11 protein-coding genes are annotated in these 14,723 nt (G+C 42.7%); 2 read left to right on the plus strand and 9 right to left on the minus strand.

Features of this window, described 5'->3' with window-relative positions:
• Positions 1-40: 40 nt before the first annotated feature.
• The 6 genes from DWW43_RS03380 to DWW43_RS03405 form a co-directional block, all read right to left on the minus strand.
• Positions 41-679: an ABC transporter ATP-binding protein gene (locus DWW43_RS03380; protein WP_008403017.1), complete on the minus strand. Its 639-nt coding sequence runs from the start codon at positions 677-679 to the stop codon at positions 41-43.
• A 26-nt stretch (positions 680-705) separates the two neighbouring features.
• Positions 706-1,920 carry a radical SAM family heme chaperone HemW gene (hemW, locus tag DWW43_RS03385; RefSeq protein ID WP_119962726.1) on the minus strand — a complete coding sequence of 405 codons (1,215 nt, stop codon included), beginning with the start codon at positions 1,918-1,920 and terminating at the stop codon, positions 706-708.
• A gap of 112 nt (positions 1,921-2,032) precedes the next feature.
• Positions 2,033-3,847, minus strand: coding sequence for a translation elongation factor 4 (gene lepA, locus DWW43_RS03390; protein WP_008403015.1), 1,815 nt, complete (start codon positions 3,845-3,847; stop codon positions 2,033-2,035).
• Positions 3,848-3,944: 97 nt separating this feature from the next.
• On the minus strand, positions 3,945-5,090 hold the full coding sequence (gene spoIIP, locus DWW43_RS03395) for a stage II sporulation protein P (protein WP_165853008.1): 1,146 nt from the start codon (positions 5,088-5,090) through the stop codon (positions 3,945-3,947).
• Between the two features lie 24 nt (positions 5,091-5,114).
• Entirely contained in the window at positions 5,115-6,053 is a 939-nt protein-coding gene (gene gpr / locus DWW43_RS03400) for a GPR endopeptidase (protein WP_008403012.1), read from the minus strand.
• 128 nt (positions 6,054-6,181) lie between these two features.
• On the minus strand, positions 6,182-6,493 hold the full coding sequence (locus tag DWW43_RS03405) for a hypothetical protein (protein WP_044946236.1): 312 nt from the start codon (positions 6,491-6,493) through the stop codon (positions 6,182-6,184).
• 200 nt (positions 6,494-6,693) lie between these two features.
• Here DWW43_RS03405 and DWW43_RS03410 point away from each other — a divergent pair, with 200 nt between their 5' ends.
• A complete protein-coding gene (locus DWW43_RS03410) occupies positions 6,694-9,618 on the plus strand; it encodes a PBP1A family penicillin-binding protein (RefSeq protein ID WP_119962728.1) in 2,925 nt (974 codons plus the stop codon).
• Positions 9,619-9,808: 190 nt separating this feature from the next.
• On the opposite strand, the gene spoVAE is transcribed toward DWW43_RS03410, so the two are convergent.
• Together spoVAE and spoVAD are read right to left on the minus strand one after the other, a co-directional pair.
• On the minus strand, positions 9,809-10,165 hold the full coding sequence (spoVAE, locus tag DWW43_RS03415) for a stage V sporulation protein AE (RefSeq protein WP_008403006.1): 357 nt from the start codon (positions 10,163-10,165) through the stop codon (positions 9,809-9,811).
• A 9-nt stretch (positions 10,166-10,174) separates the two neighbouring features.
• Positions 10,175-11,200: a stage V sporulation protein AD gene (gene spoVAD / locus DWW43_RS03420; RefSeq protein ID WP_119962772.1), complete on the minus strand. Its 1,026-nt coding sequence runs from the start codon at positions 11,198-11,200 to the stop codon at positions 10,175-10,177.
• Positions 11,201-11,397: 197 nt separating this feature from the next.
• Here spoVAD and DWW43_RS03425 point away from each other — a divergent pair, with 197 nt between their 5' ends.
• Positions 11,398-12,699, plus strand: coding sequence for a chloride channel protein (locus DWW43_RS03425; protein ID WP_119962729.1), 1,302 nt, complete (start codon positions 11,398-11,400; stop codon positions 12,697-12,699).
• A 146-nt stretch (positions 12,700-12,845) separates the two neighbouring features.
• On the opposite strand, the gene DWW43_RS03430 is transcribed toward DWW43_RS03425, so the two are convergent.
• Positions 12,846-14,516 carry a VanW family protein gene (locus tag DWW43_RS03430; protein WP_165853009.1) on the minus strand — a complete coding sequence of 557 codons (1,671 nt, stop codon included), beginning with the start codon at positions 14,514-14,516 and terminating at the stop codon, positions 12,846-12,848.
• Positions 14,517-14,723 lie beyond the last annotated feature (207 nt).

The following is a 14,723-nucleotide window of genomic DNA, read 5'->3' on the forward strand; positions in this document are numbered from 1 at the left end:
TATTTCCTGTTTTTAATATACCCGTGAGTGGTTTTTTATATTACAGGTAAATAATCCGGTCACAAACCTGTTCCAGATCTCCGGGTATGTGGCTGGTAAGAATAACCGCCATTCCTTGTTTTCTTCGTTTCTCCAGATAAGATAAAAACGATGCTCTCGTAAACGGATCAAGCCCGTTCAACGGTTCATCAAGCAATGCCAGCCTTGTCTCTTTATGGATCGCAAGACAAAGCGCAAGCTTCTGTTTATTGCCAAGTGACAGCTTAGATGCTTTGATCCGGTCAAATTCATGGATACCCAAAAGATCGATCAAAGCTTCATCCGTAAGCTGCTTATCTCCGTTCATATGCTCCATCATTTTTATATTATCACGCACGGAAAGGTCTGAAAAAAAAGAGGGTCTGTCGATCACACATGCCATATCTCTGCCGGATATATCTGTTACATTTATCTGTCCTGAGCAACTGCCCTTTTTCCGGGGAATAAAGCTCGCCAACATACGAAGTAACGTGCTCTTTCCACTTCCATTTTGTCCCGCCAGTCCGACAATCTCGCCTTTACGCAGTACAAATGTCAGATTCTTCTCCCACAACGGCTGTTCTGTTCCAGGATAGGTATAATTCAGTTCATTTATTTCTATAATAACAGCGGTCTGCTGCTCATTCGTCTCTTTTATCATATCCGAACCTGTCCCCGACTATCATTTCATTTATCTTTATCCTGTAAAAAATCTACAAGAATCCTGTTACTTACATCGATTCCCTTTCTGGTAAAACATACCATCCCCTTTTCATCTTTCATATGTCCGCTTGCCACATACCCTCTTATAATATCCCCATAAACATCATATAAGGAATGGCCGAATCGTTCATAGAAATCCGCCGCACTGATCCCTCTGGTCATTCTAAGCCCAAAGATCACATATTCTTCCATCAATGTATCAACATCTACAGTTTCATCAATATGTCTGATCGAAAGCAGCTCCGGTATCCGGTACGTTTCATCGATCGAGCGTTTTTCAAATACTTCCTCCATCGTATCGACATACTGTTTTATATCTGACGTATTCGAATATCTTCTTCCATTAAAAAAGGAAGCCGCACCTATACCGATCCCGATATATTCATCCATCGTCCAGTATACGATATTATGTCTGCATTCATATCCGGGCTTTGCATAATTTGAGATCTCATACCTTTTATATCCTGACATCTCGAGTACCTTTCCGGTTGCTTCATACATTTCACGGTCTGTTTCCTCATCCGGAAGCTTTGAAAGGAGTTTCTGATTCCCCGCAAGCGGTGTTCCATCTTCCACGATCAGGCTATATGAAGAGATATGCTCCGGTCTGCACTTCAATACACGCTCTAGTGTATCCAGGTAGGAATGAAGCGTCTGCCCCGGAATCGCAGAGATCAGGTCGACATTGATATTTCTGAAGCCTGCGTCACGTGCTGTCTGATAGGATGTCAGAAACTGTTCATATGTATGTATCCTGCCAAGCATGGCAAGCTCATCATTGTGTGCGGACTGCAGTCCGATACTCATACGATTGATCCCGGCCGCCAGATATTCCGCTGCTTTGATCGCAGTCAGGGTACCCGGATTCACCTCAATCGTAATCTCGGCTTCTTCGTCCACTTTAAAAATGCTTCTAAGGGTCGCCAATATATTCATGATCTCGCCCGGTAAAAGTATAGACGGAGTTCCTCCGCCTATAAATATCGTTTTTACAATATAGTCCTTTGATATGCTTTTATAGCTTAATAACTCTCTGCAAATGCTCTGGACATATGCCTTTCTGACCGCACCGCTCCGGTTGATCTGCGGGTCATCCGCACCAAAAGACAGGAAATCACAATATACACACTTCTTAACACAAAACGGAATATGTATATAAATGCTCAGTTTTTTTCTCATGTGTTTTTCCTGCCTTCTCGTTTTTTCTGTAAGCTGCTTTCTGCTTATATCAGGATCATTTTTGATTTATTTCATTCTAAATGTCCTGATTCAACCTGCAATTTTTTTATATTTATTCCTCATCAAGTTTTAATACGCTCATAAACGCCTGCTGCGGAATCTCTACATTTCCGATCTGACGCATACGTTTCTTACCTTCCTTCTGTTTCTCCAGAAGCTTCTTCTTACGGGAGATATCTCCACCGTAACATTTTGCAAGGACATCCTTTCTGACTGCTCTTACCGTCTCTCTGGCAATGACCTTGTTGCCGATCGCTGCCTGAATCGGAATCTCAAATAAATGTCTTGGGATCTCCTGCTTTAACTTCTCGCACATCTTTCTTCCGCGTTCGTAAGCAGTATCCTGATGAAGAATGAAGGACAACGCATCGACCTCTTCTTTATTGATCAGGATATCAAGTTTTACAAGCTCGCTCCGCACATAGCCCTTCATCTCATAGTCAAAGGACGCATAACCTCTGGATCTTGATTTTAATGCATCAAAGAAATCATAGATGATCTCATTTAACGGAAGGTCATACCGAAGCAGCGCTCTGGTTTCTTCCATATATTCCATTCCCTGATATACGCCACGGCGTTCCTGACAGAGCTGCATGATCGCACCTACATATTCTGTAGTGACCATGATCTCCGCGGATACAAACGGCTCTTCCATATATTCGATATTCGACGGATCCGGCAGATTGGACGGATTCGTCAGTTCGATCATCTTGCCATCCGTTGTATGCACACGGTAAACAACGCCCGGCGCAGTCGTAACAAGATCCAGATTGAACTCGCGCTCCAACCGCTCCTGTATGATCTCCAGATGCAGAAGTCCAAGGAAACCGCAACGGAAACCGAAACCAAGTGCGATCGATGTCTCCGGCTCAAAGCTTAAGGACGCATCATTTAACTGAAGCTTCTCCAATGCATCGCGAAGATCCGGGTATTTGGCTCCATCTGCCGGATAAAGTCCGCAGTAGACCATAGGCTGTGCCTTCTTATATCCCGGAAGCGCCTCTGCGCATGGATTGTCGTTATCTGTAACGGTATCACCGACTGTAGTATCTCTGACATTCTTTAAGCTGGCAGTGATATAGCCTACCATTCCTGCCGATAATTCATCACATGGAACGAATCTGCCAGCCCCGAAGATTCCTACTTCTACTACCTCTGCAACAGCTCCGGTTGCCATCATACGGATAGACGTCCCACGTTTTACCACACCGTCGAATAAGCGGCAGAATATGATAACACCTTTATATGAATCGTAAATACTGTCAAATATAAGTGCCTGAAGCGGTTTTTCCGGATCTCCTGCTGGTGCCGGGATCTTCGTAACGATCTGCTCTAAGACCTGATCGATATTGATACCATTCTTTGCCGAAATTCTCGGAGCATCCTGCGCTTCGATTCCGATCACATCTTCAATCTCATTTACCACACGCTCCGGTTCGGCCGAAGGAAGATCGATCTTATTGATAACCGGCATAACATCCAGATCGTGATCGATCGCAAGATATACATTTGCAAGTGTCTGTGCCTCGATTCCCTGTGCTGCATCCACAACCAGGATTGCACCCTCGCAGGCAGCCAGACTTCTTGATACTTCATAATTAAAATCAACATGCCCCGGGGTATCGATCAGATTGAAGATATATTCTTCTCCATCCTGTGCTTTATAGATCGTACGAACGCACTGTGCCTTGATCGTGATTCCACGTTCCCGCTCCAGATCCATATTATCAAGCACCTGATTCTGCATCTCACGTTCAGTCAATAAGCCAGTCTTTTCTATAATTCTGTCCGCAAGTGTCGATTTCCCATGATCGATATGCGCTATAATGCAAAAGTTTCGTATCTTTGACTGATCTATATGAGCCATCCTGTTTTCCTCCGGTATCTGAATTTCTTTTCTCTTTTTATTTTAAGCATGCATTTCTGCAGGCAAATAATTTCGTGTTCATTATCATAACACAATCTCACTTTCCGCTCAATACTTTGTAAAGAATTGCAGACAGCGGTTCCATGGCATTTTTTGCCTCTTCTACCGTATTCGTCTGGCTGCCGACCTCTACTAATAACGACCGGGGCTTCAGATCCAGATTATATCGATATCCCTTAACAAATATCTTTCTTACAAAGGACTCATAATTTGCCTGTGCCGTCAGATACATCTGCAGACTGAAGGCAAGATTTTCTGTTTTGTATGGATTTGCCAGATATGATATGTCTCCGTTCTTATTTAATCGGCTCACTCCGTTTAAAAACATAATCTGCGCAGCCTTTTTTCCCCCGATCTCCGTGATCAGATATGTATCCTCGGCTACACCATCTCTGTGAATATCGATCACGACATCAATAGACGGGTATTCCGTAAGAATCTTCTGAACTCCCTCTCTTGCATAATCATATGCCGCGCTTCGATCCAGCTCCCCACCGGTCATATCGTAGGCTGTCGTATCGTGATAGACTGCCACCCCGTAATTCTCTTCGAGAAGCTGCGTCAGGTAATCACCAACGCCGATCACGGTATCCTCAACCTTGCCCGGCTCGGAATCTTTAAAGCTCTCCGTTCCGTGTGTATGATAGATCAGCACCTTATAGTTCTTATCCTCTGTATCGATCGTCAGATCCATAGAGGCAAGATCCTGCCCGTTTAATTCTTCCCTGGATACATTTGTCGTACTGTCGATCACATAGAAGTGATTTTTTATATAATCATAATCAGCAAGCTTTTCCTGCATATAACTGCGACATCCTGCCATCGCAGCTATCGATGCTGTCGCTTCTCTGTTCTCCCGCATGACATTTTTCGATAGATCCTTCCGAATATCCGTCTCTGCAATATCCGTCTCCTGTTCTGATGCACAGGACACAAATGCACCTGCAAGGCAATATTCCTGCAAACAATCTTCTAAAAAACAGGATGCTTCTTCATGTTGCTTTCCCTCCTGCTGTATATTCGGCTTCTGATCCGACGATATCGTTCCTGTCAGAAGCTGTCGCAGCATATCCGTCTTTGTCTCATTATCACATTTTGCAAACCATATTGCAAAAAAGGCTATGACCAGAAAAAAACAATAACGCATTCTTCTTTTTTCGCATCTTGTCTGACAGTTTCTCATTCTGGATAAACTCATTACTTTTTATTATTTATCAGTATATGAGTCCTTCCTGAAAATAATACCATTTATTGCTTCGGATATTGTGAAGCTGATTCGTCTTACCAGTTCATCAATATTTTTTGGAGTAACAAACATATCCGCAAGCTCCGGTTCTACCAGATGATATGCGATCTGATATCTCTGCTGCTCGGACAATTCTTTCACCAGCTTCTTCCCATGTATCTGATCAAATGCATCGGCGATCTCATCAAGAGAATCATCAATGATAGACGGAACCGATATAACTGTCGGAACTCCAAGTGCGATGACCTTTGTTTTTATATTATCTGAGTTGATCTCCATCCGGTTATTTCCGACGCCGGAGCCCGGACTGATCCCGGTATCCGTAAGCTGCACAGTCTTGTTCAACCGCTTACTGCTTCTGGCCGCAAGAGCATCAATTACAAGAACCGCATCTACCTTGATATTCCCACAGATTCCTTTTATGATCTCCACCGTTTCAATTCCTGTCTGTGCCATAACGCCCGGACAGATCGCCGATATATCATATTCCTGTCTGCCCGATACAGGGATCTTCTCGATTCCCAGATGTCTGGTTATAAAAAGATGATCAACAACCAGCGGACCGAGTGAATCCGGTGTCACCTCACGGTTTCCGAGACCTACGACCAGAACGGAGCTTGCATCTCCCAGTAATTTTTTAAGATTATTTGATAGTTCACGGCACAACGGCTCATGGATCGTTTCATCAAATTCCCGGATCTCCGGACATTCGATCGTAATATAAGTTCCAAGAGGCTTGCCAAGTGTCTCTGCCCCTTTCTCATTTGTTACATTGATCGTCGTTGTCCTGATACCCTGCCGGTGGATCTTTGTCGCAATCTGTATTCCATCCAATTCTCCGCGATCTTTTATATCTTCTCGTAATTCTATCGCAAGGTCTGTCCGAATCGTTCGTTCCATAGCCGTTCCCCATTTCTGTCTATTCTCTCTCCGGCAGAAAATCGTAGTTTCAGCCGGTATGCTCTGGTATATAAAATGCCCCGAATGAATATTTCTATTCACCGGGGCAATGCCTGTTCCACATTATCTTACATAATCTTTTTAATTATCCGGTTTATTACCTCAGGATATCCACAGATCGTCATAACCGGTGGGTTCCATTTTACAAATGCCGTATCCTTAAAACAGGTAGATACACCAACCTCTATTCCTCCCTCCATCTCGGAAGAACGGACGATCCGTTTAAATTTGCTCTTGTCTTTTACAAGGCTCCATGCGGCTTTACCGATCGTGAAATCCACAATCGGATAGCCGCCCTCATAACCGGTTACAACTGCATCTTCAATAAATGAGTATTCTTCTTTCCATGTAGCAACTGCATCTTCAATCGATTCAAACATAGTGTCTGTATTCCTTTCTTTTTTATTCTGACTTTTATGCTTATTCAGATCGTATTTTTTACATATAATACAAGTATAGCACACAGTTTTTTAAAATGCCTTAATTTTATTTCAGAAATGATTTTATACTTTATTATTATGTAAATCTCTGCTATAATGAGTTGTATTTATGATCGAACTTAATTTAAGGAGGATTTTCCATGGATTTTAGCAAAAAGGGAGTGGAAAAGAAACAGAAAGCTCTCGTTTCTAAACTACCCCGAAATAAAAAGAAACTGACGGTTTCTCTGTTCAAGTCAATGCTTGTCTTATTTCTGGCGATCATTGTTCTTGGTATCGGAGCCGGCTTCGGTGCACTAAAGGGTATTCTGGATGATACACCGGAGGTAAATGCAAAGGATCTGATCCCGAAAGGATATCAGACAACCCTGTACGATCAGGACGGCAAGGAACTCAAAGTTCTTGCAAGCTTCGATGCAAATCGCGAATATGTTTACTACGATGATATCCCGGAAACACTTGTAAATTCCTTTATCGCGATTGAAGATAAACGTTTCTGGGAGCATAACGGTATCGATGTTCAGGGTATCATGCGTGCCTTCGCCCACGGTCTCCAGTCCGGTGACTTTGATCAGGGTGCCAGCACACTGACCCAGCAGTTGATCAAGAACCAGATCTTCAATGTCGGTCTGGATGAGAAAACCATGTTTGACAAGATCGAACGTAAGGTTCAGGAACAGTATCTCGCTGTTGAGATTGAAAAAGTCCTGCCAAAGAAAAGTATCGCTGAATACTATCTGAATACTATCTACCTTGGTCAGGGACGATACGGAGTAGAAACCGCATCCCAGTATTATTTTAATAAACAGTTAAAAGACCTGACGATCTCCGAGTGTGCGGTTCTCGCTGCAATCCCTCAGAACCCAAGTAAATTTGACCCTGTCGTTTTCCCGGAAGAAAATGCCAAAAGACGACTGATGGTTCTTAAAAATATGCTAGATCAGAACATGATCTCCCAGTCAGATTATGATACAGCAATTGCCGATGATGTATATGCTGAGATCAAAAAGGTATCATCCATAAAGAAATCATCACCGACAAAGGTAAACTCCTATTACATCGATGAAGTAATTAACCAGCTGGAAGATGACTTCATGGCAATGGGATATTCCAAATCAGAGGCAGACAGTATGATCTACTCCGGCGGTCTGGAAGTTCATACCTGTCAGGATACAGAGATTCAGGATATCTGTGATACTGTATTAAATGATGAGGACAACTATCCAACTGACAGTTACCAGCTCTCCTATGCACTGACTCTCGTAGATGACAATGGTGAACAGTATAACTACAGTCAGAACATGATGGTAACATGGTTTCAGGAAGAAAAAGGACAGTCTTCTTTCGACCTGATCTTCTCCAGCGAGGATGACGCAAGAGCCGCTGCCGATGAATATAAGGCTCACCTGATTGCAGATACCGGATACAAAGAACAGCTCGAAAGCTATAAGGTAAGCGTTGAACCACAGATCTCCTTCACCCTGATGGATCAGGAGACCGGTCAGGTAAAAGCAATCGTCGGCGGACGTGGAGAAAAGACAGAGGATCGTTCCTTTAATCGTGCTACAGAAGCAACCAGACAGCCCGGATCAACCTTTAAGGTTGTAGCATCTTTCCTTCCTGCACTGGACGGCTGCGGCATGAGTCTTGCAACCGTATACAAAGATGAACCATACACCTATGCAAACGGCGGCGAAGTCAGAAACTGGTACAGTGGCTACCGTGGTCCAAGCACGATCCGACAGGCTATTCAGAATTCCATGAATATTCTTGCTGTTAAGACGATCACGGATGTTACTCCGGAACTTGCTTACGAATACCTGTTAAAGCTTGGATTTACAACTCTTGTAAAGAGCCGTACGAATTCAAGCGGCGGAATTGAATCGGACATCAACCAGTCCCTCGCCCTTGGCGGTCTGACCGATGGCATCACAAACCTTGAGATCACAGCTGCATATGCAACAATTGCAAATGAAGGCAATTATATCAAACCTATCTTCTATACAGAAGTATATGACCATGACGGAAACCTGCTGATCGATAACCGGAAACCGGAGGAATCCGCAGTTATTTCACCTCAGAATGCATGGTTATTAACAAGTGCAATGCATGATGTAGTAACGATCGGTACCGGTACTGCCGCAAATCTTTCATGTGGTCTTTATACCGCAGGTAAGACAGGTACAACCTCCAGCAACTACGATGCATGGTTCTGTGGATACACTCCATACTATACCGCATCTATCTGGATAGGATTTGATGTGAATACAAACTTTGCCGCAGGAAACTATCACAAGAATATGTGGCGTAAGATCATGGATGAAATTACAGAAGTCAAAGGCTTAGATACTTCAAAGACATTCGAAATGCCGGATGGAATTGTTCGTGCAACCGTTTGTAAGGATACCGGTCTTCTTCCGGTAGAAGGCTGCGATACGATTACAGATTATTTTGCAAAAGGAACTGTTCCAAAAAAGAAATGTGGTGGTAATAAAAAGATTGTGATCTGTAATGAATCTCATAAGCCTGCTACAAACACATGTAAGGAAACAACCACTTATTATTATACAGTTGATGACGATGGAAAGATCGAGATCATCGATGCCGACTTCGAATACGATCAGGATATCTTAAAAGAGAAATGTCCACTTCATCCTGAGGAAGAAGAAACAGAGGATACCACAGAGGAAGATAAGAAAGAGTACAAGATCTCCTCATCTTCAGAAGGCGGCGGTTCGATCTCACCTACAATAACCGTTAAGAAGGGCAAATCAACAACCTTCTACATCACACCTGATAAGGGCTATACCATTTCAGATGTAATCGTAGATGGAAGCTCCGTTGGTGCGGTAACCTCTTACAAATTCTCGAAGGTAAAGGGAAATCATACGATCAAGGCTGTCTTCAAGAAGAAAGACAAGCCTACGACAGAGGAACCTACCACAGAACCTCCGACACCGGAGCCTACGACAGAACCTACTACGGAACCTCCGACACCGGAGCCTACGACAGAACCTACTACAAAGCCTGCAACAGAGCCTGAAACAAGCTCGGGCGGTGAGTAATAGAGAATAAGAGTAATACACATAAAAGAGAACGCTGGTGTTTATCTATTATGTAGCAAGCCTATCCGAGTGTCGGCACTTCGACAGCGTATTTTGCTGTCCTATGTGCCGTTACACCGCGGATAGAGCGAAAGTGTCTTGCGTAATAATAGGATAAACATCAGCGTTCTTTCTTTTATGTGGATTAATTCTATTTCGTCATCTTTGGTTTAAATATCAGTGATGCTATATAAGAAAAGATCAATGCCGCGGAGGTTCCCACTGCCGCCATTTTAAAGCCTCCCCGGAACAGTCCTATGAATCCATCCTGATCTACCGCTTCTTTGATTCCCTTCCAGAGGTTATATCCAAATCCCGATAAGGGAACGGATGCTCCACAGCCTGCAAATTCTAAAAATGGTTCATACACCCCTATCGCACCGAGAACCGCCCCCGTACAGACAAGAAGTACCATTATGCGTCCCGGCAACAGCTTTGTATTATCCATAAGGATCTGAACCAGAACACAGATCAATCCACCAATAATAAATGCTTTTATATAATCCATATACTATCTCTACTCCCTTTCTATTATTACACCATGTGCAATACCCGGTATATTCTGACCTTCGTTGTAACTGACCGTAGACAGAAGGGCTCCCGTAGGCACGAAAAGTACCCTTTTCCATGAACCCTCACGAAGCTGTTTTAATATATACCCTGCAAGTGTGATCGCCGAACAGCCGCATCCCGAGCCGCCTGAATGTGTATCCTGTTCTTCATTATCAAATATCTCAATTCCACAATCCATATGCTGTCTGCTGATATCTACACCATTATCTTTTAGCAGATCAATCAAAATTTTTCGACCAATCTTTCCCAGATCGCCGGTAATGATCCGATCATAATATGTCGGTTTCACATCAAAATCCTGTAGATTCTGATAGATCAAATCTGCCGCAGCAGGAGCCATACATGCTCCCATATTAAAGGAATCTTTTACACCGTAATCAACGATCTTCCCTGTCGTAACTCCTTTGATCCTGACAGATACAGGTGCATCATCATCTTTTTTACTTCCTATTACAAATGCTCCGCTTCCGGTTACCGTCCATGTCGCGGACAACGGACGCTGATTTCCGTATTCCAGTGGAAACCGGAACTGTTTCTCCGCACTTCCATAATGACTGGAGGTTGCCGAGACAACATAATCTGCATATCCTGCCGCAACTGTCATCGCCGCAAGTGATAAACCCTCACCGCAGGTCGAACAGGCTCCATATAAGCCAAAGATCGGTATATCCATATCCTTGACACCGAAGGTTGTCGCAATCAGCTGCCCCAGCAGATCTCCTGCAAACAGATAACGGATATCAGATTTCTCTTTACCTGCCTTTTTGATCGCAAGCTCCACTGCTTGCTTTACCATCTCGCTCTCTCCTTCTTCCCATGAATCCTTTCCAAATGTCGGATCTTCCGATACGATATCAAAATATCCCGCAAGCGGTCCGTCTGCTTCTTTCGGTCCGCAGACAGATGCCTCTCCCAATATATATGGGGGATCCGTAAAACTAACACTCTGTTTTCCTATCATCCTGTTCATGTTATGTGTATCCTTTCTTTTTACATTGTAATAATATTTATTCATTTGTAATTTGCAGGTAATTTATACATGCAGAATATGCGCTGGACAAATTCTTCATTTCGGAGTAATCTTAAACAGATGCAAATTATCGACTGCATATAAGATCAGATATCCGGTATGCAGATTTTAAAAGAAAATCTGAAATGGAGTTAATTATGCTTTTTACAAAAGAATATTGGTTAAACTGTATTGATCGAACAAAACGATATATTAAAACATTTATAAAATGGATAATATGTTCTATTATAATCGGAACAACCTGTGGTGCTGTCGGAACAGTCTTCCACTACAGCGTTGAATATGTTACAAAATATCGGGACAGTCATTCATGGATCATATATCTTCTGCCTCTTGCCGGTCTGGTCATCATCTTCTTATACAGAAGCTGCGGACTTAAGCACGACAAAGGTACAAATCTGGTCATCGGTTCAATCCGAAATTCAGAGTATAATGTTCCATTTCGAATGGCTCCGTTAATATTTATCTCAACCGCTATCACTCATCTTTTCGGCGGATCCGCCGGTCGTGAAGGAGCTGCTTTGCAGATTGGCGGAAGCATCGGCGCGTCAATCGGAAAACTGGTAAAAATGAATGATAACGATAAGCACATTATGACGCTGTGTGGCATGAGTGCTGTATTTGCTGCTTTATTCGGAACACCGGTCACAGCTGCCTTATTCAGCGTTGAGGTTATCAGTATCGGTATTCTCTACTACAGTGCTCTGGTGCCTTGTATCCTGTCAGCAACCATTGCATATGCGATCACTGAAAAATTTCATATAACTCCAACTTACTTTATACTAAATCAGGTTCCTGAGATGTCCCTGGCAACCGGTATTCGTGTTGTTATCCTCGCAGTTGTCGTTGCGATAGTCAGTATATTATTCTGCCTGTCTATGCAGGCAACAGGAAAAGCCTTTAAGAAATTTTTCAAAAATCAATATGTACGGATCTTCGTTGGTGGTGTCCTTGTGGTTCTGCTCACTATATTAGTTCGTTCCAATGATTACAACGGAGCAGGTATGAATATCATCGAGCAGGCAATTCATGGAGAAGCAAAACCGGAAGCTTTCCTGCTCAAACTGATCTTTACCTGTATTACCATCGGCTGTGGCTTCCGTGGCGGTGAGATCGTTCCTTCTTTCTTTATCGGCGCTACAGTCGGTTGTACCGTAGGTGGCTGGATCGGACTTGATCCCGGCTTTGGAGCCGCTATGGGGCTTGTATGTCTGTTCTGTGGCGTTGTAAACTGTCCACTGGCATCTTTAGTCCTCAGTATTGAATTATTCGGTGCAAGCGGCATTCTGCTCTTTGCTATCGGAGCCAGTGTCAGCTATATGTTATCCGGCTACTACAGCCTGTACAGTGAACAGAAGATCATCTATTCGAAGCTTCGTCCTCACTATGTAAACCTTTATACAAACCAGGAAGTGAAGACGATCGAGCATGATGAATAGCTCTATCATATTTATGGCAAAAAGAAGGCGTCCATCTTATATAATGTCTTACTGCGGTTTCTGTTCGATCGTAAGGTCATTACATAAGATAAACGTCTTCTTTTTGCGGTATATATTTTATTTACAATTTCTTTTATATGTATGTTTTACTCTGCCTCTGTCTTCTTATCGTCGGACTTGTCTGTTTTTGCATCATCTTTTTTATCCGACTTTTTGTCTGACTTTTTATCCGATTTCTTATCGCCTTTCTTTTCGGAATCTTTCTTCTCCTCAGTTGTCTCTTCTTCTGTCTCTTTCTCTTTTGTTCCTCGAAGAATGACTTTGTTACGTTTGTCATAGACACTGACGGATTCCGGTTCGGATGATATCTTCTCACCATTTTCATCATATACGGTACGATAGGTCTGAACCTTAAGTCCGGTGATACCTGTTACAGAGACTTTTTCTTCTCCTTCTTCTAAGGTATCATCATCCTCGTATTCTGTCTCGTAATCGTAGGTTGCTACAACTTCACTGGATAAGGACACTTTAAAGCCTTTTAATTTTGTTCCATAGATAGAACAGGTAACAACGCCACCGCCATAAGATGAAACGATCTTGATCGGATAATCGGTGTTATTTGTAAATCTGTAATCCGGACCGCCCCAGGATACTGTTGCATCAAATCCTGTATCTACATAGGCAGACGGATGTGGATGACAGTGTCTTTCGTTGATCTGAAGATTCGCATACAGACATGCATCATACAGTGTAGACGATACCTGACAGATTCCTCCTCCAACTTCATCCACGGATTCACCATTAACATAAGAAGGCGCTGCACTGAAACCATTTTCAATCGTTCTCTGTCCTACAACATTGTTAAACGAGAACTGCTCACCCGGCATAAGAATCGTTCCATTACAATTCTCAGCGGCCTTTGCAACATTAGACTTTCTCGCTTCTGTCCCTCCAACATTCGTGCTGAACGAACTTAAGGTATCACGGAACAGATAGGACTGTAAAGTCTCCTTTGACAATTCAGGTTCTGTATATACCAGATCTATACTGACCTCTTCACCATCCTTGGCTGCCTCTAATTTCTTTGCAGCTGCATCTTTATCAAAGCTGACACCGGTTACAGAATCTGTTACACTATAATCATTTTCAGGATCAAGTGTAGCATCTGTGGGTTCAACATAGACCTCATCATAGATCAGATCAAGATCTACATCTCCATATGTAAGCGGACATTCGATCGACTCTGCATAGTTACCGGCCGTGATCAGCTCAGCCATCCGGTCAACCAACGCATCGGTATCTACAACATAACCGCCTCTACCCTTTGTTACGATAATCTTATCTTTTTCTACCGTATAATACTTATCTTCAAGCCCTTCTAACTTATTAAGCTCAGACTGCTTAACTGCCGTATATAACAGCTTCTTATCCTTCAATGAAGGTTTTGCCTGAATCTCCTGATCTCCGAACAGGGCAGCTACAAAATTCCATCCTCTTGCAAGGAAGGAATGCTTCTCATCATTTGCCTTTTTTACTGCATCCGTAACATCCAGATCAAGTGCATCTTCAATCACGATACAGTATTTCTTATCCTTAACCGTTACGTCAATGGATGCATTGCTATATTCCGTCCGGAACTGCTCTTTTACTTCCTCTGCCGCCTGTGCCACTGTCATACTGCTGACATCAATTCCGTTAATGCTTGTATTCGGGAAAAATTTTTTATTTCCGATACATGCACATGCGATCAGATAAAACACACCTAATGCAACAATAACACATATCGTTGTAGTAATACTTCTTTTTGCTTTTTTCATGATGTATCTCCATTTTACTACATTTGAGGATATACGCATCAAACTGATGGTTAAAATCCCCTACATTAATATATTCAACCATTTGTTAAAGTTATCATAGGAATTTTTATATGTCAATACGGATTCCAAAGGAAAGAAATATTTCACAAAAGCTATATTCTTTCATAAAAAATATGTAACAATTTTGGAACAAACACATACCGGCAG

The organism is Clostridium sp. AF15-41, assembly GCF_003604095.1.
Classification (GTDB): domain Bacteria; phylum Bacillota; class Clostridia; order Lachnospirales; family Lachnospiraceae; genus Coprococcus.

Bases quoted from the DNA above. Each gene is read 5' to 3' on its own strand.
- DWW43_RS03425 (WP_119962729.1), top strand. From the start codon at position 11,398: ATGCTTTTTACAAAAGAATATTGGTTAAACTGTATTGATCGAACAAAA.
- hemW (WP_119962726.1), bottom strand. From the start codon at position 1,920: ATGAGAAAAAAACTGAGCATTTATATACATATTCCGTTTTGTGTTAAG.
- DWW43_RS03405 (WP_044946236.1), bottom strand. From the start codon at position 6,493: ATGTTTGAATCGATTGAAGATGCAGTTGCTACATGGAAAGAAGAATAC.
- lepA (WP_008403015.1), bottom strand. From the start codon at position 3,847: ATGGCTCATATAGATCAGTCAAAGATACGAAACTTTTGCATTATAGCG.
- DWW43_RS03430 (WP_165853009.1), bottom strand. From the start codon at position 14,516: ATGAAAAAAGCAAAAAGAAGTATTACTACAACGATATGTGTTATTGTT.
- spoIIP (WP_165853008.1), bottom strand. From the start codon at position 5,090: ATGAGAAACTGTCAGACAAGATGCGAAAAAAGAAGAATGCGTTATTGT.
- DWW43_RS03380 (WP_008403017.1), bottom strand. From the start codon at position 679: ATGATAAAAGAGACGAATGAGCAGCAGACCGCTGTTATTATAGAAATA.
- gpr (WP_008403012.1), bottom strand. From the start codon at position 6,053: ATGGAACGAACGATTCGGACAGACCTTGCGATAGAATTACGAGAAGAT.
- spoVAE (WP_008403006.1), bottom strand. From the start codon at position 10,165: ATGGATTATATAAAAGCATTTATTATTGGTGGATTGATCTGTGTTCTG.
- DWW43_RS03410 (WP_119962728.1), top strand. From the start codon at position 6,694: ATGGATTTTAGCAAAAAGGGAGTGGAAAAGAAACAGAAAGCTCTCGTT.
- spoVAD (WP_119962772.1), bottom strand. From the start codon at position 11,200: ATGAACAGGATGATAGGAAAACAGAGTGTTAGTTTTACGGATCCCCCA.